Here is a 27,000-nt window from a genome sequence, read left to right as displayed (position 1 = left end):
TTTTTATCTTATTACGATAATACATTGACCAATATTCAATCAATGTATCCTTTTATATTTTTTATAAGTGCTATCGTTTCGATGGAATCGGAAAAAGCATTAGTTAAATAATTATTTTCATTAATCATTTATATTGTAGAATAGAAAGGCTGATTAATTATGAAATCAGTATTATTTGTTACAACCTTACTGCCTTTTCCATTGGATAATGGCGGGAAAATTAAAACGTATAATACAATTAAAGCACTAGCTAAAAATTATGAAGTAGACCTAATAAGTTATGTAAATGTAGAAGAAGATAAAAAACATCTCAGTAGCTTAGAAGAAATAGCAACAAGTTCCCAAGTTATTCAAAAAAATCTAATTAGAAGTACGTCATTTAAGCATTTTTTGAAGGATTATATTAAAAGTCTGTTTAGTGCGTATCCGTATAGTATAAATAAATTTTATTCTAAAGAACTAGAAGCGATTATAATCGAAAAGCTAGAAAAAAAGGATTACGAATATGTATATATAGATCATTTACCAATGATGGTATATAGTCAGATATTTAAGCAAAAAAATGTGATATTGGATCAACATAATGTAGAAAATGTAATCTTTAAGAGATTTATAGAAACAGAAAAGAATCCTATTAAGAAAATCCTAGGCTTTATTGAATATAAAAAATTAAAAAACTTTGAAATGAAAGCTATGGAAAAAGTGAATCAAATCATATGTTTGAGTAACGAAGATAAACTTTCTTTTGAAAAGTTAGGAATTAGTTCTAATAGTTTAAATGTTTTACCTATCCATATGGATATTACTAAAAATTATCAATATAAATTAAAAAAAGATTCTAAAGTAAAGTTATTGTTTTTAGGGTCCATGAGTTGGTATCCGAATCAAAATGGAATCCAGTGGTTCATGGAAGAGGTATGGGATAAGTTAAATAAAGATCATTACGAATTGTATATTGTAGGAAGTAATCCTTCAGAGGATATAAAAAGATATAATAATAATGATGATGTATTTGTCACAGGTTATGTTGATGATGTAGATGAATATATTCAAAAATGTGATATTAGTGTAGTACCTCTTTTTGTAGGAAGTGGACAAAGGGTAAAGATTATAGAATCTTTTGCGAAGAAAATTCCTGTGATATCTACATCTATAGGTGCGGAAGGGCTAATTTATAAAAATAAAAAAGACATTATACTGGCAGATAATGAAATGGAGTTTATAGATTCTTTAGAAGAATTGAGGAACCAACCAGAAAAATTATTGAGAATTTCTGAATCCGCCAATATGAATTTTCAACAAAATTATTCAGCAGATTATTTACCAGATAAATTGAAAAAAATTATGGAAAAGTGTAAAGGATGAGAATTTGTGATAGTAGAATCAGTAAAATTATTCGATGTGGATTTTAGTAATCTAACAATGAATGAGACCATTACGCAGATTAATAAAATAATAGATCATAATAAATTTAATAAAGAACAGGGATATGTTGTCACACCAAATGTTGATCATATTGTGAATGTTCATAAAGACCCTAATTTTAGGGAAATTTATAAAGGTGCTACCTTAACACTAGTTGATGGGGCACCTATTTTTATGATTTCAAAAAAAATAGGCGCTCCATTAAAGGAGAAAGTATCGGGATCAGACTTAACCCCCCATTTATTTGAATTGGCTCAGCGTAATAACTATAAAGTATTTATTTTTGGATCACGAGAAGGGGTACCAGATTTGGCTATACAAAAAATCAAATCCGAATTTGGATATACATTTCCTATCGAATCCTATTCACCCCCATTTGGTTTTGAAAAACAACCAGATGTTTTAGGAGAAAGCATAAAAAAAATTCAAGAGTTTCAGCCAGACATATTACTAGTATCTTTAGGATCACCTAAAGGTGAACGATTTATATATGAAAATTTAAAAGAATTAAATGTGCCAATATCCCTTCAGATAGGTGCTTCTATTGATTTTATTGCTGGTACTGTAAAACGTGCACCACTATGGATGCAAAAAGTAGGATTAGAGTGGTTTTATCGATTTCTTCAAGAACCTAAACGTATGTTTAGAAGATATTTTATTAATGATAGTTATTTTCTAGTTTTAGTATTTAAGGAGTTTTTTAAAAGAAGAAGGGGGCAGTAAAATATGAAGTTAATTCTTTTGTCAGGTGGGTCAGGAAAAAGATTATGGCCATTATCAAATGATTCACGATCTAAACAATTTTTAAAGGTACTCAAAAATAATAATGATGAAATGCAATCTATGGTTCAAAGGGTATGGGGACAATTAACAAGCTTAGGAATTGAAAATGATGCAGTTATTGCTACAAGTAAATCTCAAGTAGATATGATTAATGGTCAGCTAGGAAATGATGTACCTATTATTATTGAGCCAGAACGCCGTGATACATTCCCAGCAATCGCCCTTGCCGCTTCATATCTATATTCTAAAGAACACGTTGATTTGGATGAGGTTGTAGGTGTATTACCTGTAGACCCATATGTAGAAAATAGTTTCTTTGAAAGACTATTAGATTTAGAAAAGGCACTAAACTCTTCAAACGCAGATTTAGGTTTAATGGGGATTACTCCTACATATCCATCTGAAAAATATGGTTATATTGTTCCAAATGTAGAGAAAAGTACACAGGAACTTATTCAAGTAAGTCATTTTAAAGAAAAACCAGTCATTGCCGAAGCGGAAGAGTTACTAAAGCAAAATGCACTTTGGAACAGTGGTGTATTTGCGTTTAAATTAGATAAAATTATCTCCCTATTAGATCAAAAAGGACTTCCTGTTCAATATGATATGTTAGTTCAACAATATGCAAGTTTACCGAAGATAAGTTTTGACTATGAAGTAGTAGAGAAGACTGAAAATATTGTTGCACTTCCTTATAACGGTTCATGGAAAGATCTTGGAACATGGAATACTCTTACAGAAGAAATGGGGACGAACATCCTTGGTAAGGGAAATATGGGGATTGAATGTGAGAAAAATCATATTATTAATGAGTTAGATATCCCAGTTTCTGTATTAGGTCTCTCTAACATAATTGTAGCTGTTAGTCCAGATGGTATTTTAGTTTCAGAAAAAGATGCAAGCCCTCGAGTGAAAGAATTGGTGGGGGATTGGGATCAAAGACCAATGTATGAAGAGCGCCGCTGGGGTTGGTATCGTGTACTAGATTATACTAAATATGATGATGGGAACGAGGTATTAACGAAGCGCATTGGTATTACAGCTAGTAAAAATTTAAGTTATCAATATCATAATAATAGAAGTGAAGTTTGGACAATTGTAAAAGGTGAAGGTATTTTTGTATTAGATGATGAAATACGAGTTGTTCGCCCTGGGGATGTCTTGGAAATTCAACCTGGACAGAAGCATGCAATTAAAGCTGTTACAGACTTAGAGTTTATCGAAGTGCAATCAGGTAGCGAGCTAGTTGAGGAAGATATTGTTCGAATTTATATGCAATGGAATGAAATCGAGGAAGTTTGTTATTTAAAGAAGTAAAAATTAGTAGTAAAAGTAGCTAGAGGTGGAGTTATTTTGTATAAAGAACCATTATTTTTTCAGCCAGTATTACAGGAACGGATTTGGGGAGGCGAATCTTTAAAAGGATTTAATTATGATTTACCTTCACAAACAACCGGAGAGTGCTGGGGAATTTCTGCTCATTTAAATGGACCGAGTATCGTAAAGGGCGGTAAATATAAAGGGTTAACATTAAAGCAACTATGGGATGAACATAGGATATTATTTGGGAACTATAAATCTGATCAGTTCCCTTTATTAACTAAAGTTTTGGATGCAAAAAAAGATTTATCTGTACAAGTACATCCTAATGATGAATTTGCAAATATCCATGAAAATGGTGAGTTAGGGAAAACAGAATGTTGGTATATTATTGACTGTAAAAAAAATGCTGAAATGGTGTACGGACATACTGCTCAAACTAAAGAAGAATTTGAAGGCATGATTGAAAATAACCAGTGGAATCGATTACTACGTCGAGTACCAATTAAACCTGGAGATTTTTTCTATGTACCAAGTGGGACGATTCATGCGTTATGTGAAGGAACATTAGTATTAGAGACACAGCAAAGTTCAGATACGACATATCGTGTGTATGATTATGATCGTATCGATAGTGATGGGAATAAGAGAGACCTACATGTTGAAAAATCAATCGCTGTATCAATGATTCCTCATGAAGATTATAAGATCTATCCTGAGATTGGAAAAGAGAATGGTGCCTTTGTTACTAAATATGTAGAAGAAAAGTATTTTTCAGTTTATAAATGGGAAGTTCAAATGGAAGCATCTTTTCAACAGAATCAACCATTTCAATTAGCGAGTGTAATTGAAGGTGAAGCGACGTTAAGAACTGTAAGTGGGGAATTTAGTATAAAAAAAGGAGATCACTTTATTCTTCCTGCTGGAATTGAAAGTTTTATTGTAAAAGGAAATGTGACTTTAATTGTCTCTCATCCATAGGATAGGTCATATTAATTTTGTAATTTAACTTTATCATTTAGTATTATTGCTATAATATAATGAAGAAGTCTTAGTATTTTATTTGTAATTATAAGCAAAGAGGGTATAAGAATGAAAAAGAAAATTTTATTTTGGATTCTCGGTATAGTAGGAGTACTCGTTATTGGTGGCGGAGCGTATGCTTATCATGTGTATTCTAATGTAACGAACACATTAGATGCAGTTCACAAGCCATTAGACCGTGATAAATCGGATAAACGTTCAGAAAAAGTTGATGTGTCTGATAAAAAGCCTATTTCTATTTTAATGATGGGTGTAGATCAAGAAGATAATGGAACAGGTAGATCAGATTCACTTATGTTATTTACTTTAAATCCAAAAACAAAATCTATGAAAATTACAAGTATTCCACGTGATTCTTATACAGAAATTGTTGGTAAAGGTAAAAAGGATAAAATCAACCACGCTTATGCTTTCGGTGGAATTGATATGGCTGTAAAAACAGTAGAGAATTTTCTAAACGTACCGGTTGATCATTACATTGAAGTAAACATGGCTGGATTTAGAGATATTGTAGATGCTGTTGGAGGTATTGATGTAAATAACGATTTGGAGTTTACATCGAGGGATCAACATTTTGCTAAAGGTAATATCCATTTAAATGGTGAAACAGCCCTAAAATATACTCGTATGCGTTATGAAGATCCACGCGGTGACTTCGGTCGCCAAATGCGTCAACGTCAAGTCATCCAAGCTGTAATTAAAAAAGGTGCAAGTGTATCTTCTCTAGCAAGTTATGGTGATGTGTTAAAAGCGATTGAGAAAAATGTTAAAACAAGTTTAACTCAGGATCAAATGTTTGAAATTCAAAAGAACTATAAAGATTGCATGGAGAATAGTGAAGAAATCCAAATTCCAGGCGATGGCCATAAAGCCGCTGATGGTATTTGGTACTACTATGTTCCAGATGCAGCGAAACAAGATATTACGAATAAGCTAAGAGCGCATCTTGAAGTGACTAAGTAATATGTAATAACCCAACTCCTTTGGTAGGAGTTGGGTTTATTTTTGCATGGATTTATATTAGTATTATATATTGTGAGATTAATAGATGAGGTGAATCGATGAATAAGAAAGCAGTACTTGTACTAGTTATTTTTGTATTGTTTGTTGCTTCGGTTGTGAGCGGTAAATTGTACTGGAATAAGAAGGTTGCGAATGCGACAGGGCAGACGAGTGAAGTAACGAAAATGAAGTCTGAAGTGAAAGATAGTGGAGCGAAGAACACAGAGAAAAAACAAGATGTGGAGTCATCTTTTAATGAAGCATATGCGAAGAATTTACCAGATGCAGTGAAAGAGAAGTTAAAAAAAGCTGCTGAGGATAAGAAGGCAGTAAATCTTGTTATTGTTGGTGATGAAGCTTCTTCATCTGAAAAAGATGCTTGGGCAGCTAAGTTAACGGATAATTTAGAAACTGCTTACGGTAAAGGGTTATGGAATGTGACAGTAAAGGAATATAAGGGTGAAAGCACAGACGAGTTAATCGCAAAAAAGCGTGATAAAGAGATTGCGAAAGATAATCCAGATGTGATTTTATTCGAACCACCATTTATTACTGACAATGGTAAAACTGGTAATGGAAACTCTGTTGCGAGTACACAGAAGTTTGTTCAAGCACTTTCTACTAGTGCGAAGGGTGCTACGATTATGATTCAACCACCAAACCCAGTGTATGGTGCGAAGAATTATCCGAAGGCAATTGAGGCGTTAAAGCAATTTGCGACGCAAAATGGTTATACATATGTAGATCATTGGGGAGTATGGCCTGATGCAGCAACGAAGTCTATCCTGCCATATTTAACAGAAGAATTCGGCTTCCCAAGTGCTAAAGGCCACGAAGTTTGGGCACAATATGTAACGGATTATTTCGTTGCTAAGTAATAAAGGTACACAAAAGGTATACGAGCAATCGTATACCTTTTATAATAAGAGAGTGAATAAGAAATCCTAATATATGTAGGAGGAAGACAATGAACTCAATCCTAATATATGTAGGAGGAAGACAATGAACTCAATTCTAATCTGCGGCGGAGCTGGTTATATCGGTTCTCACGCTGTGAAAAAATTAGTAGACGAAGGTTTATCTGTAGTAGTAGTAGATAACTTACAAACTGGTCATGAGGATGCAATTACGGAAGGTGCGAAGTTTTATAATGGCGACCTTCGTGATAAAGCATTTTTAAGAGATGTTTTTACACAAGAGAATATTGAGGCGGTTATGCATTTCGCAGCTGATTCTTTAGTTGGAGTTAGTATGGAGAAGCCTCTTCAATATTATAATAATAATGTGTATGGCGCGCTTTGCTTATTAGAGGTAATGGATGAGTTTAAGGTAGATAAGTTTATTTTCTCTTCTACTGCGGCAACGTATGGCGAGGTAGATGTAGAACTTATTACTGAGGAAACGATGACAAATCCAACGAATACGTATGGAGAGACGAAGTTAGCAATCGAGAAGATGCTTCATTGGTATAGCCAAGCTTCTAATTTACGTTATAAGATTTTCAGATACTTTAACGTGGCTGGTGCAACTCCAAATGGTATTATTGGGGAAGATCACCGTCCAGAGACGCATTTAATTCCTCTTGTGCTGCAAGTGGCGTTAGGTCAACGTGAGAAGATTATGATGTTTGGTGAGGATTATAATACACCAGATGGTACTTGTATCCGTGATTATATTCATGTTGAAGATTTAGTGGCAGCTCACTTCTTAGGGCTTAAAGACCTACAGAACGGCGGAGAGAGTGATTTCTATAACTTAGGAAATGGTAATGGTTTTAGTGTAAAAGAAATCGTTGATGCAGTTCGTGAAGTTACAAATCATGAAATTCCTGCTGAGGTAGCACCGCGCCGTGCGGGAGATCCAGCACGTCTAGTTGCTTCTTCTCAGAAAGCGAAAGCGAAGCTAGGTTGGGATCCTAAGTATGTAAATGTGAAGACAATCATTGAGCATGCTTGGAATTGGCATCAGAAGAAACCTAATGGGTATGAAAAATAGTAAGTTTAAATTTAAATACGAAAATTAAGTTACTACTTTTTAAGGTATATGTTTTAAAGCATACCTTTTTAATTGGAAATTGGGATAATCATATGAATTGGAAACAAGAATATAGTCGCTGGCTTTCATATGCAGAGTTAGATGCAGAATTAAAAGAACAGCTAGAAAACATGAAACAAGATGAGAAGAAAATTGAGGACAGCTTTTATAAAAATTTAGAGTTTGGCACAGGTGGTATGCGTGGTGAACTTGGTGCTGGTACGAAGCGTTTAAACGTATATACAGTTCGTAAAGCAACGCAAGGATTAGCGAAGTTTATTGAAAAATCAGGTGAAGAAGCGCGGTGTTGTTGTAGCATATGATTCTCGTCATAAATTACCTGAGTTCGCAATGGAAGTAGCTGCTACACTTGGTGCACAGGGTATTACAACATATGTGTTTGAAAGCTTACGTCCAACGCCAGTGCTTTCTTCCGTAGTTCGTCATTTACATATCGTTCTTACGGCAAGCCATAATCCGCCGGAATATAACGGTTATAAAGTATACGGTGAAGATGGTGGGCAGTTGCCTCCAAAAGAAGCTGAGGAGTTAACAGTTGAGGTTGCTAATGTGGAGCAATTAAAAGCTGACGGTTTATTACATATTATTGGACAAGAAGTAGATGATGCATATGCTACAGAATTGAACAATGTCATCATTAATAAAGAAATGGTACAAAATGTTGGGAAAGACTTAAAAATCGTCTTTACACCATTACACGGAACATCAAATATTTCTGTACGCCGTGGTTTAGAAGAAGTTGGATTTACAGATGTAACGGTTGTAAAAGAGAAAGAGTTACCAGATCCGAACTTCTCTACAGTTAAATCACCGAACCCAGAAGAGCATGCAGCGTTTGAGTATGCAATTCGTGACGGTGAGAAGGTAAGCGCAGATGTGTTAATCGCAACGGATTCTGACGCAGACCGCCTTGGCGTAGCAGTTCGTAATCATGATGGTGAGTTCCAAGTATTAACTGGTAACCAAACAGGTGCATTAATGCTTGATTACTTATTATCTCAAAAGAAAGAAAACGGAACACTTCCAGAGAACGGTGTTGTATTAAAAACAATCGTAACGTCTGAAATTGGTCGTACAATCGCGAAAGCATACGGTTTAGATACAGTTGATACGTTAACTGGATTTAAATTTATCGGTGAGAAAATTAAACAGTATGAAGAAAGCGGACAATACGAATTCCAATTCGGTTATGAGGAAAGCTACGGTTATTTAATCCGTCCATTCTGTCGTGATAAAGATGCAGTACAATCTGTTCTATTCGCATGTGAAGTAGCTGCATACTACAAGTCACAAGGAAAAACGTTATACGATGGTCTATTGGAAGTATTTGAGAAGTATGGTTTCTTCCGTGAAGATCTTGTATCGTTAACGCTAAAAGGTAAAGATAATTCTTTACAAAATAGTGAACAAAAGTTACTTACTATTAAGGAAGATATTAGAATCGTTTATAATAAATTTATAAGAGTTCGATATGTAGTGGTAGTATCCCCTATAGATAGACAGTAAAAGAAGAGTCCATCTAATATGATGGACTCAATACTGTTTTATCTGGAGGGGATTTTTTATGGCAAGAAAGGGACAATTATTTCAAAAATATACAGAAGAACTAAAACGAGAAGCAGTTCGTCTTCGATTAGAAGACGGAAAATCATTACGAGAAACTCGTGAACAAATGGGTATAAAGAGTGATGCTACAGATTGTAGAGTGGATAAACGTGCTCAATAGGGAGAATCTTTTTAGGGTCAACGTGGTGTTTGGAATCGCAAGAATTTTAATAGCCTAGAAAAATATGCTTATTTGAAGGCGCAGGTTGAGTGTTTAAAAAAGCGCAATCTAAATCTACAGGGGAAAGAATGGTCTTAAAAAAGAACGATTTTCGCTTATCGATTCATTACACCAGATGTATCCGCTCAGATGGCTATTTCAAATCACGGAAATAGCATAACGTGCAGCGTTTGCGTCAGAAAAGGGATATGTGGCATAAAGAACATATTTTGTCTATTCATCGTCAGCACCTTTACTATGGAGATAAACGCATGACTCGAGCTTTAGCTCGAGAAGGAATGGCAATGACTCATAAACGCGTTCGTCGTCTTATGAGAGAGCTGGATATTCAATCTATCAATGGAAGAAAAGCATCTGGCGTATTTAAAAATCATTTGAATCGAGAGTTTCAGGCTGAACAGCAAAATCAAAAATTCGTAACAGATATTACTTATGTACGGATCGGAGAACAATTCGCCTAAACCAAGCTACAAACTAACTTTTTGTGATGGGACACAAAAGTTAGTTTGTAAGATAAAAATTACTATACACAATTCACATTAGAACATTAATACATATGTTTATCTATGTTTGAGATATAATGGAATAACTTGACGGAAAATCTTACTTTAGTTACAATTTTTCTAGAAAAAGAATTAAGGGGACCAAAATGAACAATCTTATGTCAATAAAAAAAGATAATATTATAGCTGTTGTTCTATTAATTGTGTTATTATCTGTAATTATTGGTATAGTATCCCTATACCCGATAGTTATAGCTGTTTTTTTTGTATTAATTTTTGTGTTGAGTATAATAATATTTATTGCTAGTAAGCCACATCGATTTATTTATTTGTTAATGTTGTATATTGTGCTTCAAAATTCCATCGCAATGTTATTAGCAAAATATATTGGCGGTTCTATACCTCAGCTGTTTATTTTGTTAAAAGACATATTAACGTATGCCGCTTTAGTAATTATGTTTGTCTATAATTTCAAAAAATTTAAAGCTACTTTTGTTGATGTATTAGCATTTATAAGCACAGTATGCCTTGGTATTTACTTAGTTGTTCCTACAGACGCCGCTTTGTTTACTAAGCTTGTACAATTTAGACAGTTAATGTCACCAATAGCTCTTTATTTGTTAGGTAGGTTTTTATTTATTAAAAAAGAAAGAGCAGATGAATTTTTAAAGTTTTTTGTTAAAATCTCGGTAATGGCATGTATTTTTGGTTTTTTAGAAAGGTTTATTTTAGGAGATTCATTTTGGGTGAATATCGGGATAGTAGAATATATGCACAGTAAGGGAATGGGAAACTGGGCGTATGCAGCCGGTGGACTTCCAGGGAACTTTTACACTTTTGATTTTGTAGCGTTTATAGGAACTTCGCTTAGACGTATGGTTTCATTTATAGCAGACCCTACTTTATTCGGACAGTATTTGGTTTTCCCACTTGCTATATTAGTATTTACTCATATATTCAGTAGAAAGAAAACTATATTTTATTTTGTAATACTTATAATTGCACTACTGCTTTCTTTATCAAAAGGTGGGATGCTATCTTTTGCCATTGTTGTGTTATTTAAAGTGTTTAGAAGTAAATACAGACCATTAGGGTTTGTATTGATGAGCTTTTTAGGAGCAGTATTGGTTGTAATTTTATCAAATGCTGAGAAGTTTTCATCTTTACCTAGTCACTTAAAAGGTCTTACACATAACTTTACCGTAATAGCTGATGATCCTTTTGGTCTTGGTTTGGGGATGGCCGGTAACTTTGCTAATTTATATGCAAGTGGAAACAATGATGAAATTGGTGCTGGTGAAAGTTTCATAGGTATGATAGTCGGGCAATTAGGTTTATTTTCGATACTTATTTTCTTGTTTTTTATTATAATTGTTCATTTTTTTAGGAAGAATAAAAATAAAGATATTTATATAAGGGATTTCTCAAATTTAATGGCTGCTACATTAATCGGGACATTATGTTCCTCAATCATAAGTGAATCTGCCATTAGTTTCATCTCAGCAGGAATTATATTCTTAATGAGTGGAGTATTTGTTACTATTAAGAGTGAATATAAATCAGAAGCGGATTGATGATATTTTTATAATAAAAGTATAAGTTTTATTATAAAGGGTGGCTTTGATATTATCCCCTATAGGTAGACAGTAAAAAAAGAGTCCATCTGATATGATGGACTCAATACTGTTTTATCTGGAGGGGATTTTTTTATGGCAAGAAAGGGACAATCATTTCAAAAATATACAGAAGAACTAAAATGAGAAGCAGTTCATCTTCGATTAGAAGAAGGAAAATCATTACGAGAAATTCGTGAACAACTGGGTATTCAATCTATCATTCGAAAGAAACGTCCGTTTTATGGAAGAAAAACATCTGTCGTGTTTAAAAATCACTTGAATCGAGAGTTTCAGGCTGAAAAGAAAAATTAAAAATTCGTAACAGATATTACTTATGTACAAATCGGAGAACAATTCGCCTATCTGTCAACTGTGTTTGATCTATACAACAATGAAATCGCTTCCTACAAGGTATATCTAAAAATAATTTGGATTTGGTTTTAACTACATTAGATCAATTAGAAAGAAGGTATTTAACCACTAAAACTAAGCACCTTTTCCATTCCAGGGATTTCAATATACGTCAAAGGCCGTGGCATAATACTCTTTTTTTATGAACAAATTTCAAACAATAAAATCCCCTAATTCAGAAATTCACTAATATGTTATGATAAATGCACTAAGTTAGTAACATAATGGGTACAAAGGATAGAAGAAACAGGTGAAGCAGATGAATAAAAGACAACAGGAAATTTTACAAGTTTTATTATCTGAGTCTAATGAGTATTTGTTAGTGCAGGAGCTTGCTGATAGGATAGGATGTTCGGAGAAGACGATTCGTAATGATTTTAAGGTGATTGAGGAATATTTAGAGAAGTATTCAGATGCACTTCTTATTCGGAAACCAGGTTTAGGTGTCTGTTTAGAAATTAAGGATTATGATAGGACGAGTTTGTTTAATAAATTGTATGCTGTAAAACAGAATGTAAGCTATGCATCAGACGAGGAGAGAGTGTTGCAAATAGCGTATAGTTTGTTGATGAATGTTAAGCCAGTTACGGTGCAGGAGCTTGCTGAGCAGTATTTCGTTAATAGAGCTGCAGTTAAGAAAGATTTAGATAGAATTGAAAAGTGGCTTGAGGAACTGGGATTAGAGTTAATTTTAAAGCAGAGGGTAGGCTTAACGGTAGAAGGCGATGAGAGAAATAAGAGAAAAGCATTAGCCAAACTATCAGATTTAATTCATAATCGAGAATTAATGAATCAATTTATTAAAGAGCAGTTTTTGTATCATGAAATTGAATTTGTAATGACTGAATTGAAAGTGTTACAAAAAAGATACGCTATATTTTTTACAGATGATACGTTAGAAAATCTTTTATTACATACGTTAATTATGGTGCGGAGGATGAAGTTAAAACAACCAATTTCAATGTCTACAGATGATTTAAACATTGTGCGAGAGACGAAAGAGTATGGATGGACATTAGACTTTTTAACAAGGTTAGAGTTTGTATTTACGGTTCATTTTACTGAAGAAGAGATAGCCTATTTAGCCATTCATATTTTAGGTGGGAAATTTCGCTATCAAGATGAATGGGAGAAAAGTAAGCTAAATGTGAGTAGCCCCGTGCTTTCACAAGTTGTATCGCATTTAATAGATAGTATGTCTAAGTTGAATGAAATTGATTTCGATAAGGATACATTTTTAGTAGAGGGATTACAGATGCACTTGTATACGACATTAAATCGTTTGCAATATAATCTTTCTGTCTCGAATCCGATGCTTCATGAAATTAAGCGCATGTATCCGTATATGTTTGATATGTTAATTCATGAGCTGGATGATATTAATACATCATTAAGTTTACAAATCCCTGAGGAAGAAGCGGCTTATCTTACTTTGCATTTTCAGGCGGCAATGGAGCGTTTGAATGATAAAAAGGTATCAAAAAATGTGATTATTGTTTGTCATATGGGGATAGGGATGTCGCAATTATTACGGACAAAAATTGAAAGGAAATTCCGGCATGTCCATGTGATGGATTGTATCGCAAAGTCCGATTTGGAAGAATACTTAATGAAAAATAAAAAGGTAGAGCTTATTATTTCTACGATAGATCTTCCACAGTTAAAGATTCCTCATTGTGTTGTATCTCCTTTATTAGAGCGGAGTGAAGAAAGTAAGTTAGAGGATTTTATGAAGAAATTAGATGAACTACCATCTAACGAAAATAAGGACTTTGTTTTATTGAATTATACAACTCCTTTTTTAGTTTTTTTACAACAGGAAGTAGAGCATCGTTATGAATTGATTGAAAGATTAGCGAGATCTCTTTATGAAAAGGGATATGTAGAGAAAGAGTATATTGAAAGTGCGATTGCTAGAGATAGAATGTCAGCAACGACAATTGGTGCAGGAGTCGCCATTCCGCATGGAAGTCCTAAGTTCATTAAACAATCCGCAATTGCAGTGGCTACGCTTAAGGAGCCGCTAAACTGGGGAGTAGAGAAAGTATCGCTTGTATTTATGTTAGCAGTTAAGAGTGATGGTAAGGAAGTTACGAAACAGTTATTTCATGAGTTGTCTTTTATAAGTGAACAGCCTGTTTTTGTTCAGAAGCTTATAAAGGAAAAGAATATAATGAAGTTTTTATCTTATTTAAGATATGAATAGGTAAGGCGAGAAGCCTTACTTTTTTATTTGCTTCGGTAAAATAATGTTTTTTCCGGAGGTTACGGTAAAAAAGAAAACTTTTATGAATCAAATATTGATATATAGTATTTGTAGGCGCTTACATAAGGGTTGAGGAGGATTAAAATGAAAGTACTAGCGATTACATCGTGTCCAAATGGGATTGCCCATACGTATATGGCTGCAGAAAACTTGCAAAAAGCAGCTGATAAATTAGGAATTCAAATGAAAGTTGAAACACAAGGTGGTATAGGTGTTGAAAATGAACTTACTGAGCAAGAAATTCGTGAAGCGGATGGCATCATTATAGCTGCGGATCGTGCTGTAAATAAAGATAGATTCATAGGTAAAAAGTTACTAGTTGTAGGAGTTAAAGATGGTATTCGTAAACCAGAGGAGCTCATTCAAAAAGTAGTAGAGGGTAATGTTCCTGTTTATCATGCAGATGTGAAAGAGGTAAGGGATGACTCGCAAGGAAAAAAACAAAATCCTATATATCGCCATTTAATGAATGGTGTATCATTCATGGTTCCTTTCATTGTTGTAGGAGGATTATTAATTGCAATTGCACTAACACTTGGCGGTGAAAAGACTCCTGGTGGTTTAGTAATACCAGAGGGTTCTTTTTGGAAAACAATTGAGCAAATAGGTGGGGCTTCATTTGCATTTATGGTTCCGATTTTAGCTGGTTATATTGCGTATAGTATAGCTGATAAACCTGGACTTGTTCCTGGTATGATTGGTGGATATATTGCAGCAACGGGAAGTTTTTATGGTAGTGAGAGTGGAGCAGGTTTCCTAGGCGGCATTATCGCGGGTTTCTTAGCTGGTTATGTAGCTTTAGGGATTAAAAAGTTAAGAGTGCCAAAAGCGATTCAACCAATTATGCCGATTATTATTATTCCGGTATTTACATCACTTATTGTTGGTTTAGCATTTGTATTTATTATCGGTGCTCCTGTAGCACAAGTATTTGAATCGTTAACGGCTTGGTTAGCTGGTATGCAAGGTTCAAGTTCAATTCTTTTAGCATTAATCTTAGGTGCAATGATTTCATTCGATATGGGTGGTCCAGTAAATAAAGTGGCATTCTTATTTGGTTCCGCAATGATCGGAGAAGGAAATTATGAAATTATGGGACCGATTGCAGCAGCGATTTGTATTCCACCAATCGGGATGGGACTTGCTACATTTATAGGAAAGAGAAAGTTCCAAGAAGCTGAAAAGGAAATGGGGAAAGCCTCATTTACGATGGGCTTATTCGGTATTACAGAAGGAGCTATTCCTTTTGCAGCGCAGGATCCATTGCGTGTTATTCCAAGTATTATGGCTGGTTCTATGACAGGTGCGGTTATTGCAATGATTGGTAATGTAGGAGATAGAGTAGCACACGGTGGACCGATTGTCGCGGTACTAGGAGCGGTAGATAATGTATTTATGTTCTTTGTTGCCATTATTGCAGGTTCTCTTGTTACAGCAGTTATTGTGAATGTATTAAAGAAAGATATTTCGAAAGTTGAAGAAGTCCAGGAATTAAAAGAAATGAAAGAAGTGTCAGCAACAAAGGAAGTAACGGAAGTTCAAGAGCAAGTGATAGAAAAGAAAGATGAAAAGATTGAAATTCAGAAGTTAACAGATATAACGAGCATGGAGTTAATTGATATTCATTTAGCAGGAGAGACACGTGACGATATTATTGATGAAATGATTGGGAAATTAAATGCTGTAGGTGCTTTACATTCTGATTCGGAGTTTAAGCAAGCTATTATGAGTCGCGAAGCAGAGAGCAGTACAGGTATTGGAATGAATATTGCGATTCCTCATGGAAAGTCAGATGCAGTAAAAAAACCGAGTGTTGTATTTGGGATTAAACAATCGGGGGTAGATTGGAAAAGTTTAGATGGAACGGATGCAAAGTTAATATTTATGATTGCAGTTCCAAAAGAGAGTGAAGGAAATGAACATTTAAAGATTCTTCAAATGCTTTCACGAAAACTTATGGATGATAGTTACAGAGAGAGATTAATATCTGTCCAAACGAAAGAAGAAGCACATAAGTTATTAGATGACATCGTATAAAATGGAGGATTTTAATCATGACAGAACCGTTATTTTTTGCACCCATTTTTAAAGAAAGAATTTGGGGTGGTACGAAATTAACTTCTTTCGGATATGAACTACCATCAGAACAAACGGGAGAATGTTGGGCTTTTGCAGCGCATCAAAATGGACAAAGTGTAGTTAAAAGTGGAAAGTATAAAGGCTTGTCTCTAGGACAATTGTGGAATAATCATCGAGAATTATTTGGGGATATTGAGGGGGATCGCTTTCCTCTTCTTACAAAAATTTTAGATGCAAATCGTGACTTATCTGTTCAAGTGCATCCGAATGATGAATATGCACGTATAAATGAAAATGGTGAGCTAGGAAAGACTGAATGCTGGTATGTCATCGATTGCAAAGAAGGTGCTGAGATTATTTATGGGCATCATGCAAAGACAAAGGATGAACTAGTAAATTTGGTTGAACAAGAAGAGTGGGACAAGCTATTACAACGTGTAAAAGTGAAACCGGGTGATTTCTTCTTTGTTCCAAGCGGCACGGTTCATGCAATTGGTGAAGGTATTTTAATATTAGAAACGCAACAAAACTCTGATACTACTTATCGATTATATGATTATAATAGAAGAGATTCAGAGGGGGAATTGCGTGAACTTCATCTTGAGAAAAGTATGGAAGTAATAGAAACACCATTTGTTTCAAAACAACAAGTTGTACAATATGAAGAAGTAGAAGATTTACATGTAACAAAACTTATTGAGTGCTCTTATTTTTCAGTGAGAAAATGGGAGTTAGACGGGACGGTTAACTTAACACAAAATAGTCCATTTCTTCTCTTAAGTGTAATAAATGGAGAAGGAGAGTTAATACATGGGACTGAAAATTATCAATTTGAACAAGGGGATCACCTCATACTACCAAGTGATTTTGGGGAATATAGAGTTGTAGGGCGTGCTGAATTTATTATTGCGAGCGTGTAAGCGAAAAATATAAGTGGAGAGGGTATCGTCGACAAAATATGTTCGACAATACCCTCTCTTTTTTTGTATGATTTTTGCTATACTAAACTGTACTATAATACGGGATGGAAGGAGGAGAATAATGAAAATACTTGTAGTGGATGATGAGTCGAGTATTCGTAATTTAATTCGGATGCAGTTGGAGATGGAAGGATATGAAGTGCTCACGGCGGCTGATGGAAGAGAAGCTTTAGAGAAATGGAATGAAGGGCCGGATGTACTGATTTTGGATGTTATGCTTCCAGATACAGATGGGTACGAGTTGCTTCGTTTGTTCCGTGAGAAGAATAGGGATATTCCAGTACTCATGTTAACTGCGAAGAGTCAGATGAATGATAAATTGCTTGGCTTGCAGCTTGGTGCAGATGATTATGTGACGAAGCCGTTTAATTATGCGGAGCTTATTCTTCGGGTCAAGAATATGACGCGGCGTGTGAAGAAGGCAGAGGTAACGGTAAGTCATGAAGTAATTGGGGCAGGAGAGATAACGATTTGTCCTAAGGAAAGAAAAGTGCATGTTAGTGGACAAGAAATTCAGTTAACGTACCGAGAGTTTAATTTATGTCAGTTGTTTGTTTCAAATCCGCAGCGTGTATTTATGAGAGATGAGTTACTTGAGAAGGTATGGGGGTTTGAGTATATCGGAAATACGAGAGCGGTTGATATTATGGTGCAAAGACTGCGGAAGAAGCTAGGGAATAGCGGGGAATATATTAAGACAATTTATGGCGTTGGCTATAAACTGGATTGTTAAGTGGTGATGGTATGTCTTTAAAAAGGAATATGGTGTTTGGAATAGTGGGACTGTTAATCCCGATTTTTGTTCTTTTGTACGCAGTTGTTTATATTACGTTAGAAAAGAATATGTATCATAACGCGGCAAATTCTTTAGAGAAGTTAAGTGTAGAAGCACAAATTTATACGATGAATTATTTAGAGAAGGAAGCAGAGGTCGAGACGCTCGGTCCGAATTCACTTTTAATTGCTTCGTATTTAGCGAAGCGTATGGATGTACGTGTACAGATGATTGGGAAGAATGGAGATGTTGTTGCGGATACGCAAAAGGGAGCACTTCTTCATCGGAACATTGATATTGAGAGCTCTTTGAAGGGGAAGAAGTCTTATGTTTTTGAAGAGGGAGATCCAGCTCCAATTCTTTTGTTTTCAAGCCCAGTTTATTATGGAAACGATGTCATCGGAAGTGTTCGTTTTATAAATGAGTTAACGGGTGAGAAGGAAGTTTTAACAAATGTCGGTTGGACGTTTTTAATGACGTCTCTTTGTCTAGTAGCTGCAGGTATTTTCTTTGCAATTCGTTTGGCAAAGTCTCTTCATAAGCCGATTGATCAGTTAAGACAAATGGCGCATCGGCTTGCGAATGGTGATTATAAAAGCAAGATTGAGCTAAATGAATATGTGGAAATTGCTCAGCTTTCAGCATCTTTTAATGCGATGGCTGATGGAATTGAACTGCATATTAAGCAATTGAAAGAGGAGAAAGAGAAGCAGAAAGATTTCTTAGACCGCATTACGCATGAGCTAAAAACACCGCTAACGGCGATTATTGGCTATGTGGATTTAATTCCGAAGTTAAAGGCGAAGGAAGATGTAAAGGAAAGCCTGCGTTATGTGGCTGTAGAAAGTGAGCGTTTATTATCACTTGTAGAGGAATTGCTTAAGTCTTCAAAGTACGGGAAGAGTACGTTTGAAGTGTCACCTACAGTTGTGAATGTAAAGGAATTAGCCGAAGAAGCAGTTTCAATTGTGAAACCTCGCCTGCAGAAATTCGAGATTGAAGTGATAAATGAGTTAACAGATGTACATGTTGTTGCGGACTTTGATAAGACGAAACAGATCTTCTTAAACGTACTTGATAATGCGATAAAATATAGCGATGCTACGCAAATTCGTATGAATGTAATTGTAAATGAACGTGAGGCAAAGGTTTTTGTTCATGATGATGGCATTGGTATAGATGAAGGTGTGCTTGCAGAGTGGAATGAAGCACCAGAAGGGAATGTACTGCCTTCTAGTTACGGGAATGGTTACGGTTTGTATATTTGTCAGGAGATTATGAATAAGCAGGGCGGAAGTATGCGAATTGAGAGTAGTGAAGAGATTGGTACTACAATATTTATTACATTTTTGCTTCCGAGACGGATGGAAGACATAAAAAACTTGAAAGCGGTTAAATGATACATTTATGAAACAATTATGCGGTATTTTCGAAACAACGTTTTTTTATCTTGGAGGTAGGCAGAAATGAAAAGGCTATCATTTCAAATTCTTATGTTTGTTCTTTGTATAATTGTTTCTCTTATTTTGTTTTATGTGATGGAGAAGCAAATATATAATCGGATCACAATAGTGAATGACAAACAAACTGTTTTACAAAGGGTGAATGAATCCCTGCCTACTGAAATGAAGGTTAGGCATGAAAAGTGGGGAGAAATTGTTATAACGGATGAAGTTCGTTTGCATACGATTGTTTCATTCTTTGACCGAATTCAAATAGAACCGAGAGAAACTAAGAATCAAGAACAAGTATTTACTGGAGAAGTAACGTACTTGAATGGAAATAAACGTACTTTTGCAGTAGGTGACTTGTTCCAGTACGGGGCTGATATGTACGGAAAGAATTGTACGGATCCAATGATTTCAGCATTTCAAACGTATTTGTTAAGCCTGTATTATACACCAGAACGTATTAGTGATTTTTTTGCGTCAGCACAGGATGTCATAGTACGCCAAGGTGATGTAGAACGTGCGATGAATCTTACGCACATACTTGATTCGATTCGGTACGCAAAGCAAATTACAGATTACGGAGAAATACAGAAATTATTACAATCACAGAATGAACCGATTGCTTATATTACCGCTTATAAAACAGGGAAGCGTATAAAGAATGAGCGGGAAGACATTCTTACTATTTCTGTATATCCATCGTACTTTGTTGTGCAATATCTCGGCGATAATAATGGGAATGTTATGTATATGAAAAGCTCCCTCGCAAATTTATTTGTAAAGGAGAATGTGTCATGAGAAAGATAGCCTTTTTCTTCTTTTTGCTAGTAATTGGAGGAGCGATGTCTAGTTGCTCTCGAGATACAACCTCTATTAAATATAATAAAAGTGGTCTCCCTGTTTTGGATGATCGTCATCTTGTTGCGTATGTAGCAGCTCGTGAGGAAGTTGGTGAAGCTTTGCTTTCATCATTTTGTAAACAACGCGGCTGTACGTATGAATTTATTCGTCTTTCGACAGAAGAGCTTCTTCGGAGGGTAGAAGAGGAAGCTGGAAATCCGAAAGCAGATATTATTATTGGCGGTACGGTAGACGCGCATCAAATGATGAAGCAAAAAAATCTATCTATTCCTGTTATGAGTCAGCATGCGAACCGTATTTCAAAAACTGTTAAAGATAAAGACGGTTATTGGTACGGTTATGAAGTGGAGAAGCTGGCAATTGCGATCAATAAAGAGCGGTGGAATGAAGAAATAGCACCGCTCGGACTTCCTTATCCATCAAGGTGGCAAGATTTATTAAATCCAGTATATAAGGGAAAGATTGTAATGCCAGATCCAAATGTCTCAGGAACAGCATATACGTTTTTTCAATCACTTATTGATACTGTAGGTGAAGTAGAAGCGAAGGAATATGTGAAGAACCTTGCAGGGCAAGTTGGTGAAGTAACGGTGAATGGTTACATACCGGCAGAACTTGTTGCAAGCGGTGAGTATATGATAGGCATCAATTTCATGGGAGATCAGAGAATGCTTCAAAAACAAGGCTTTCCAATTGTAAGTATTGTACCTGAGCAAACAGGGTTATCTGTTAATGCGATTTCGAAACTAAAACGTGCACCGAATGGTATTATTGCGGATTTATTTATTGATTATTGTTTATCAGAAGAAGCGGGTCACATTTTAGAAAAAGTTTCGTTTGGCGTACCAACGATGTTTGCGAAGAATGAGAAAGAAATAGAAGGACAGCCGGTTAGAAGAACAAACCAAAATATATCAAATAGCGGAATAATCGAGATATGGAATAGACAGCGTCTCTCTCAGAAGTGAGAAAAGGAGACGAAAGAATATGTTTAAATGGCTTAAGCCAGCACCTGCAATTGAGAGATTGCCAGCGGATATGATTGATCGAGTATACAAATTATTACGTATTCGTGTATTGATGGGAATTTCAGTTGGGTATGCTGCTTATTATTTAGTTCGTAGTAATTTTAATTTATCTACTACGTATTTAGTTGATGAGTTCGGATTTAGCACTACACAAATTGGGTTATTGGGTGCAGTAATGGCTGTTGTTTACGGACTTAGTAAATTCTTTATGGGTAATTTATCTGATAAGGCATTTGCTCAACGATTTATTGCAGTAGGTTTATTTTTATCTGGACTTGTTAATATTTGTTTCGGCTATGCATCTTCCTTTGGGATGATTTTAACATTACTTGTTCTAAACGGTATTGTGCAAGGTATGGGAGCACCACCTTGTAGTATCGTTATGACAAAATGGTTCTCGAAGAAAGAACGTGGTACGAAAACAGGTCTTTGGAATATTTCACATAACGTTGGAGCACTACTTGTTCCGCCATTCATTGGAATTGGTGTAGGTATTTTTGGGGAAAGCCATTGGCAAGGGGGCGTATTTATTTTCCCAGCGATTATCGCAATGGTAATTGCAGTTCTAGTATGGATTAACGCGAAAGATACGCCAGAATCAGAAGGTCTTCCGCCAATTGATGAATATCGTAATGACTATGAAGAGCTTGAAAAAGTAGATAATGCTAACAAGATGTCACCAAAAGAAATTTTAATGAAATATGTAGTGAAAAATAAATTTGTTTGGTTCTTATGTATTGCGAATGCATTTGTTTACTTAATTCGTTTCGGTGTTATTAACTGGGTACCAATTTACTTAACAACAGTGAAAGGTTTTACAAAGACAGAGGCGCATTTTGCGTATTCAATATTTGAAACAGCAGCGATTCCAAGTTCTTTAATTGTCGGTTTTTTAAGCGATAAATTATTCAAAGGGAAACGTATGCCGTTATGTGTTATAAGTATGGCTGGAGTTGTTGTTGGAACAATCGTATATTGGCAAGCAACTAATATTATAGTTGTGAGTATTGCAGTTTCTATTATCGGTTGTTTAATTTATGTACCACAATTTTTAATTGGTTTAAGTGCAATGGAATTAGTACCGAAATTCGCAGTAGGTACGACAGTTGGTATGTGTGGCCTGTTCGGTTATGTTGGAGGAAGCTTCGTAGCAAACGCAGCAATTGGTATTATTGTTGATCGTTCTGGCTGGGATGGTTGCTTCATGTTACTGTTAGCAGGTGGTGTATTAGCAACAATATTCTTACTGATTGTTCAAATGGGACATGAGAGAAAAGCTTCTAAAGTAGCATAATATTTTATTTGAAAAAGCTATCCAATTATTATATTGGATAGCTTTTAGATTTTTATTTAGAAAAAACAAACAGTATGTAAAATTGCAGTTTAATGTGTAAATGATTTTTGTTAATTAATATAATTTTTTAAGATTTAATAAACCAATTATGTACATAGTTAGACCAAAAAATCCGCCGCCACAGATGAAAATTACAACCTTAAATAAAGAAATAGAGATTTCTTCTGAACCTACATAGGGAAGGATATAATTCATAAAAACAAACATTTGAAAGCCCCAAAGTACACCTGCTTTTAAGCCCGCTTTTCTTAATTTTTTCTTATGTTGCAAATACTCTTCTTTTGTTGCACATTCAGTCTCATTTAAACCTTTTTTCTTAAGCTTAAATGTTAAATAATTAGCGTAAATCATATTAGATAGAAAAATTAATATAGTTCCTATAGATATTGTGTGGTTCATAGTATCAACAAGTAACATAATAAGCATTACCAACATATTTAACCACCATAAACCAATTCCAGCTACAGATAATTCTTTATTGATTTCTTGTTTTTGATATTCATCTCTCTCACTCATTGTTCCAACAAAACTATTATAAACTCTTTCTTTCCATTCAAGTTTCATCATTTAATCGGCCTCCCAAAATAGACTGTTTAAATCTGTTTTTAGTGCTTTTGCTAATTCGATACATAAGGCTAAAGAGGGGTTATATTTATTGTTTTCAATTAAGTTTATGGTCTGTCTCGCCACGTTAACTCTTTTAGCTAATTCTAGCTGCGATAGACCTTCAGATTTTCGATATTGTTTAACGTTATTCAAATATAAACCTCCTATTAATAATTGTAGACCTCGTGCATCAGAAATGTCATTTATATGTGACATTTTATAATTGAATACATGAAATGTCAAATATATGTGACAAAAATGATAATGGTGCAATTAGGAAAATGATTTTAATAATTTATCTTGGTAAGGAGTTGATTAATAAAGGATGGCTTTTTTATATTAATATAATCTTTCCTTAAATCTATCTTAAAAGACAATATGTCATATTTCTAATCATTGGAATTTTTGTTACAATATAAATGGATGTGTAAAACTTTGTAAAAAGAATGTAATAATATGTAATTATTTTTCAGAAAGTTTTATACAATTTTTATATTAAACTATTAAGTTATAAAAGGAGCGAGAATATGTTACCAAATACGGTTCGTACTCCAAACAAGAAGAAGAAATGGATTATCATCGGGGTTATTGCACTAATTGTTATTGTGGCAGCAGTTAATATTTTTGTAATGCAAGGGAAGAAGAAAGGCGCAGCAACGACGGCTGATGCTGTGAGCTTTGAGAAGGTAACGGAGCGAAAGCTTAATAATACGAAGTTAATTTCTGGTCAGGTGAAACCAGGGAATATTGAAAGTTTCTATGCGGATCCGACTAAAGGAAAAGTGAAAGATATTGCAGTGAAAGAAGGACAAGAGGTAGAGAAAGGTACGAAGTTATTCTCTTATGATAATGAAGAGATTAACTTGCAAATGAAGCAAGCTGAGCTTGATCAGAAGATGGCAGATATGCGTTATGATCAAGGAAAAAAGAAAATTGATTCGTTGAAGAAAGAAATTAAGAAGGCAAAGGATAGCGGAGCTGGGAAAGAAGTAACGGATCCGATGGACGAGCAAGTAAGTGAGTTAGAGATGGCGCAAAAGACAACTGATCTTGAGAAAGAAAAAGGGAAGTTGCAAAAAGAAGAGTTAAGTAAAAAGCAGAAAGAGCTTACGATTTATAGTAATTTTACTGGTGTCGTTCAAAAGTTAGATAAAGATGCGGCGCAAAGTTCATCTCAAGCGTTAGGCGGTCAAGGGAAAGCATTTTTACAAGTGGCGTCTAAAGATCTATTCCAAGTTCAAGGGACGTTAACTGAGCTTCAAAAGTCACAAATTCAACCAGATCAAACATTTACTGTAACTGCGAAAGCGAATAATAAGAAGAAGTGGACAGGTAAAATTACAGAGGTAAGTGAATTCCCAACGAGTGCAGAGATGGCTCAAGCTGGTGGTATCGGTGAAGCGACTCAAAATATGTCCCAATATACATATAAAGCAAGTCTTGATAGTCAAGATGGTTTATCTCCAGGTTATCACGTTTCTCTGCAAGTAAGTTTAGAGAATAAGACGATGATTGCTGTTCCAACTAAGAGCATTGTAGAAAAAGGCAATGATGCATTTGTTTATGTTGAGGAGAAAGGGAAGCTTCGTAAACAAAATGTGAAAAAAGGTTCTACTGATGGAGATTGGACAGAGATTGTTGAAGGCGCAAAAGTGGGGCAAAAGGTGGTTAAAAATCCTTCCGACGACGTGTATGACGGAATGGAAGTGAAAGAGAAATGATTACGTTAAATAATATTGCTAAAACGTATTATCAAGGAAAATTGGCAGTGCCGATTTTGCACGGTATTAGTTTAACGATTCAAAGCGGTGAGTTCGTTTCGATTATGGGACCGTCTGGTTCTGGTAAATCAACGCTTATGAATATTATCGGTTGTTTAGATCGTCCAACAGAAGGCGAATATATGCTGAATGATGTGAATATCTTAACAGCAGACGAGTCAAAGCTTGCTTTAATTCGTAATGAATATATTGGATTTGTGTTTCAGCACTTTAATTTGCTGCCGCGTCTTTCGGCAGTCGAAAATGTTGAACTTCCGCTCGTATACGGTGGTGTGAAGAAAGCAGAGCGTCGTCAAAGGGCTCTGGAAGCGCTTGGTAAAGTCGGTTTGTCAGATAGGGTTCATCATTTGCCGAATGAATTATCAGGTGGACAGAAGCAGCGTGTAGCGATTGCAAGGTCGATTGCGAATAATCCAACGTTCATTATGGCTGATGAGCCTACTGGTGCGCTTGATACGAAGTCTGGTGAGCAAGTTATGGATATTTTCACAAAGCTTAATGCAGAAGGTACAACGATTGTTATGGTTACGCATGAAGAGGAAGTAGCAGCGTATTCTTCCCGCCGCATTGTACTGCGAGACGGGAAAATTACAGAAGATAGAAGGTGTGCGGTATGAGTTTACTAGATAGTATAAAAATTGCCCTATCTTCTATTTTAGCTCATAAACTGCGTTCAGCTCTTACGATGCTCGGTATTATTATCGGCGTTGGTTCTATTATTACTGTCGTTGCAATTGGGCAAGGCGGGGAAGCGATGCTGAAGTCGAAATTCGCAGGTTCTGGTGGTAATAACCTTATGCCAATTCAATTTAAACCAGATATGAATGATGAGTTTGCTATAGGCGGATTTGAAATACCAAAGTTAACAGAAGAGGATATTATGGAAGTAAAACAAGTGAAAGATGTTTCACATGTTATTACGACAAATTCGACAACAGAGATATTGGATGTAAATGATAAAAAAGCAAATCTGAATGTTATTGGTCTTGATAATGAATATTTTGCGGTTAATAAAGTAAAGGTCGTAAAGGGACGTACTTTAGGTGAATCAGATATTTCTCATGCAAATAACGTTGTGATGATTAGTACAAAAACAGAAGAGACGTTATTTAAGGACGTAAACCCAGTTGGACAAATTATTGAGATGAAGGGGCAGCCAATGCAAATTATTGGTGTGTATACATCTGATAATGAGTTTATGGGATTTGAAATGGAAGAAGCGTTAATCCCCCTTACATTATGGCCTGTTTTATTCGGAACAGATGATATTCAAAATATCGCAATTCAAGCTAAAAATGTAGACGATTTAGAAGCAGCTGGGAAACAAGCTGTTGATGTGTTAAATAGTCGTAAGCCAAGTGAAATTCCAGGTAAATATGAACTGGTGAATTTAAAAGAATTACAAGAAAATGTTTCTAAAGTCACTAGCATCATGACGATGATCATTGGCGGTATTGCGGGTATTTCATTAGTCGTTGGTGGTATTGGTGTTATGAATATTATGCTCGTATCTGTAACGGAGCGTACGCGCGAAATTGGGATACGTAAAGCGCTTGGGGCAACGCGTAGTAAAATTTTATTACAATTTTTAATTGAAGCAGTCATGTTAACACTTCTAGGTGGTTTAATCGGAATTGGTCTTGGATATGGCGGGGCATATATCGTTTCCACATTTGCGAAATGGCCACCACTCGTTTCATGGGAAGTTGTCGTTGGAGGCGTACTATTCTCTATGACACTTGGTATTATTTTCGGATTAATTCCAGCGAATAAAGCTGCAAAATTAGATCCAATTGAAGCATTACGTTATGAGTAATTACTAGTGTAGTAGAACTACACATTACCGTTCTAGTGGGCGGTTCGTAGCCTCTATG

Annotated in this window: 21 protein-coding genes and 3 pseudogenes; 22 read left to right on the top strand and 2 right to left on the bottom strand. The window is 35.3% G+C overall.

Features of this window, described 5'->3' with window-relative positions; translation table 11 throughout:
- The first annotated feature begins 159 nt into the window (after nucleotides 1-159).
- The 19 genes and pseudogenes from DN389_RS07145 to pgtP all read left to right on the top strand — a co-directional run bounded on the left by DN389_RS07145 (nucleotide 160) and on the right by pgtP (nucleotide 22,679).
- Entirely contained in the window at nucleotides 160-1,365 is a 1,206-nt protein-coding gene (locus tag DN389_RS07145; protein ID WP_149236963.1) for a glycosyltransferase, read from the top strand.
- A 6-nt stretch (nucleotides 1,366-1,371) separates the two neighbouring features.
- Nucleotides 1,372-2,148 carry a WecB/TagA/CpsF family glycosyltransferase gene (locus DN389_RS07140; RefSeq protein WP_255450663.1) on the top strand — a complete coding sequence of 259 codons (777 nt, stop codon included), beginning with the start codon at nucleotides 1,372-1,374 and terminating at the stop codon, nucleotides 2,146-2,148.
- Nucleotides 2,149-2,151: 3 nt separating this feature from the next.
- On the top strand, nucleotides 2,152-3,525 hold the full coding sequence (locus DN389_RS07135) for a sugar phosphate nucleotidyltransferase (protein ID WP_000767080.1): 1,374 nt from the start codon (nucleotides 2,152-2,154) through the stop codon (nucleotides 3,523-3,525).
- A gap of 36 nt (nucleotides 3,526-3,561) precedes the next feature.
- Nucleotides 3,562-4,509, top strand: a complete 948-nt coding sequence (gene manA, locus DN389_RS07130; protein WP_149236962.1) for a mannose-6-phosphate isomerase, class I — start codon at nucleotides 3,562-3,564, stop codon at nucleotides 4,507-4,509.
- Nucleotides 4,510-4,620: 111 nt separating this feature from the next.
- A complete protein-coding gene (tagU, locus tag DN389_RS07125; protein WP_000727076.1) occupies nucleotides 4,621-5,535 on the top strand; it encodes a polyisoprenyl-teichoic acid--peptidoglycan teichoic acid transferase TagU in 915 nt (304 codons plus the stop codon).
- Between the two features lie 98 nt (nucleotides 5,536-5,633).
- Entirely contained in the window at nucleotides 5,634-6,452 is an 819-nt protein-coding gene (locus DN389_RS07120) for an SGNH/GDSL hydrolase family protein (RefSeq protein WP_149236961.1), read from the top strand.
- Between the two features lie 124 nt (nucleotides 6,453-6,576).
- Complete coding sequence (gene galE / locus DN389_RS07115; RefSeq protein WP_149236960.1) at nucleotides 6,577-7,569, top strand: UDP-glucose 4-epimerase GalE; 993 nt, start codon at nucleotides 6,577-6,579, stop codon at nucleotides 7,567-7,569.
- Nucleotides 7,570-7,661: 92 nt separating this feature from the next.
- Nucleotides 7,662-9,027 (top strand): annotated as a pseudogene (locus tag DN389_RS07110) (phospho-sugar mutase); the annotation flags it as partial.
- A gap of 166 nt (nucleotides 9,028-9,193) precedes the next feature.
- Nucleotides 9,194-9,873, top strand: a pseudogene (locus DN389_RS07105) (IS3 family transposase); the annotation flags it as partial.
- 191 nt (nucleotides 9,874-10,064) lie between these two features.
- Entirely contained in the window at nucleotides 10,065-11,492 is a 1,428-nt protein-coding gene (locus DN389_RS07100; RefSeq protein WP_149236959.1) for a polymerase, read from the top strand.
- A gap of 240 nt (nucleotides 11,493-11,732) precedes the next feature.
- Nucleotides 11,733-12,072, top strand: a pseudogene (locus tag DN389_RS07095) (DDE-type integrase/transposase/recombinase); the annotation flags it as partial.
- 132 nt (nucleotides 12,073-12,204) lie between these two features.
- Nucleotides 12,205-14,151, top strand: a complete 1,947-nt coding sequence (locus DN389_RS07090) for a BglG family transcription antiterminator (RefSeq protein ID WP_149236958.1) — start codon at nucleotides 12,205-12,207, stop codon at nucleotides 14,149-14,151.
- A 144-nt stretch (nucleotides 14,152-14,295) separates the two neighbouring features.
- The gene (locus DN389_RS07085) at nucleotides 14,296-16,248 is read left to right on the top strand and encodes a PTS fructose transporter subunit IIABC (RefSeq protein ID WP_149236957.1); all 1,953 of its coding nucleotides are present in this window, start codon (nucleotides 14,296-14,298) and stop codon (nucleotides 16,246-16,248) included.
- A 17-nt stretch (nucleotides 16,249-16,265) separates the two neighbouring features.
- Nucleotides 16,266-17,210, top strand: a complete 945-nt coding sequence (gene manA, locus DN389_RS07080; RefSeq protein ID WP_149236956.1) for a mannose-6-phosphate isomerase, class I — start codon at nucleotides 16,266-16,268, stop codon at nucleotides 17,208-17,210.
- 121 nt (nucleotides 17,211-17,331) lie between these two features.
- Complete coding sequence (locus tag DN389_RS07075; protein ID WP_064476140.1) at nucleotides 17,332-18,003, top strand: response regulator transcription factor; 672 nt, start codon at nucleotides 17,332-17,334, stop codon at nucleotides 18,001-18,003.
- An 11-nt stretch (nucleotides 18,004-18,014) separates the two neighbouring features.
- Nucleotides 18,015-19,445 (top strand): HAMP domain-containing sensor histidine kinase, encoded by a 1,431-nt coding sequence (locus tag DN389_RS07070; protein ID WP_149236955.1) that lies wholly within the window; start codon nucleotides 18,015-18,017, stop codon nucleotides 19,443-19,445.
- Nucleotides 19,446-19,511: 66 nt separating this feature from the next.
- Complete coding sequence (locus DN389_RS07065) at nucleotides 19,512-20,294, top strand: DUF3919 family protein (protein ID WP_149236954.1); 783 nt, start codon at nucleotides 19,512-19,514, stop codon at nucleotides 20,292-20,294.
- Nucleotides 20,291-21,325, top strand: coding sequence for an ABC transporter substrate-binding protein (locus DN389_RS07060; RefSeq protein ID WP_097858832.1), 1,035 nt, complete (start codon nucleotides 20,291-20,293; stop codon nucleotides 21,323-21,325). Before DN389_RS07065 ends, DN389_RS07060 begins: the two co-directional genes overlap by 4 nt.
- Nucleotides 21,326-21,344: 19 nt before the next feature.
- Nucleotides 21,345-22,679, top strand: a complete 1,335-nt coding sequence (pgtP, locus tag DN389_RS07055) for an MFS transporter (RefSeq protein ID WP_064469975.1) — start codon at nucleotides 21,345-21,347, stop codon at nucleotides 22,677-22,679.
- Nucleotides 22,680-22,793: 114 nt separating this feature from the next.
- Here pgtP and DN389_RS07050 read toward each other — a convergent pair whose 3' ends face one another.
- Nucleotides 22,794-23,306 (bottom strand): DUF3278 domain-containing protein, encoded by a 513-nt coding sequence (locus DN389_RS07050; protein ID WP_088082099.1) that lies wholly within the window; start codon nucleotides 23,304-23,306, stop codon nucleotides 22,794-22,796.
- Complete coding sequence (locus DN389_RS07045; RefSeq protein ID WP_088082100.1) at nucleotides 23,307-23,498, bottom strand: helix-turn-helix transcriptional regulator; 192 nt, start codon at nucleotides 23,496-23,498, stop codon at nucleotides 23,307-23,309.
- 374 nt (nucleotides 23,499-23,872) lie between these two features.
- On the opposite strand from DN389_RS07045, the gene DN389_RS07040 reads away from it, so the two are divergent.
- From DN389_RS07040 to DN389_RS07030, 3 genes are read left to right on the top strand one after another with little or no spacing between them, the layout of a single operon-like run.
- Nucleotides 23,873-25,066: an efflux RND transporter periplasmic adaptor subunit gene (locus DN389_RS07040; RefSeq protein WP_149236953.1), complete on the top strand. Its 1,194-nt coding sequence runs from the start codon at nucleotides 23,873-23,875 to the stop codon at nucleotides 25,064-25,066.
- Nucleotides 25,063-25,743, top strand: coding sequence for an ABC transporter ATP-binding protein (locus DN389_RS07035; RefSeq protein ID WP_000631628.1), 681 nt, complete (start codon nucleotides 25,063-25,065; stop codon nucleotides 25,741-25,743). Before DN389_RS07040 ends, DN389_RS07035 begins: the two co-directional genes overlap by 4 nt.
- Nucleotides 25,740-26,942: an ABC transporter permease gene (locus DN389_RS07030; RefSeq protein ID WP_061679380.1), complete on the top strand. Its 1,203-nt coding sequence runs from the start codon at nucleotides 25,740-25,742 to the stop codon at nucleotides 26,940-26,942. The genes DN389_RS07035 and DN389_RS07030 overlap by 4 nt, the downstream gene beginning before the upstream one ends.
- Nucleotides 26,943-27,000: the final 58 nt, after the last annotated feature.

Origin of the sequence: Bacillus sp. AY3-1, assembly GCF_008368785.1 — a bacterium.
GTDB classification, from domain to species: domain Bacteria; phylum Bacillota; class Bacilli; order Bacillales; family Bacillaceae_G; genus Bacillus_A; species Bacillus_A wiedmannii.
Note: the sequence above shows the minus strand (reverse complement) of the source record. Positions and strands in the feature narration are given on the sequence as shown.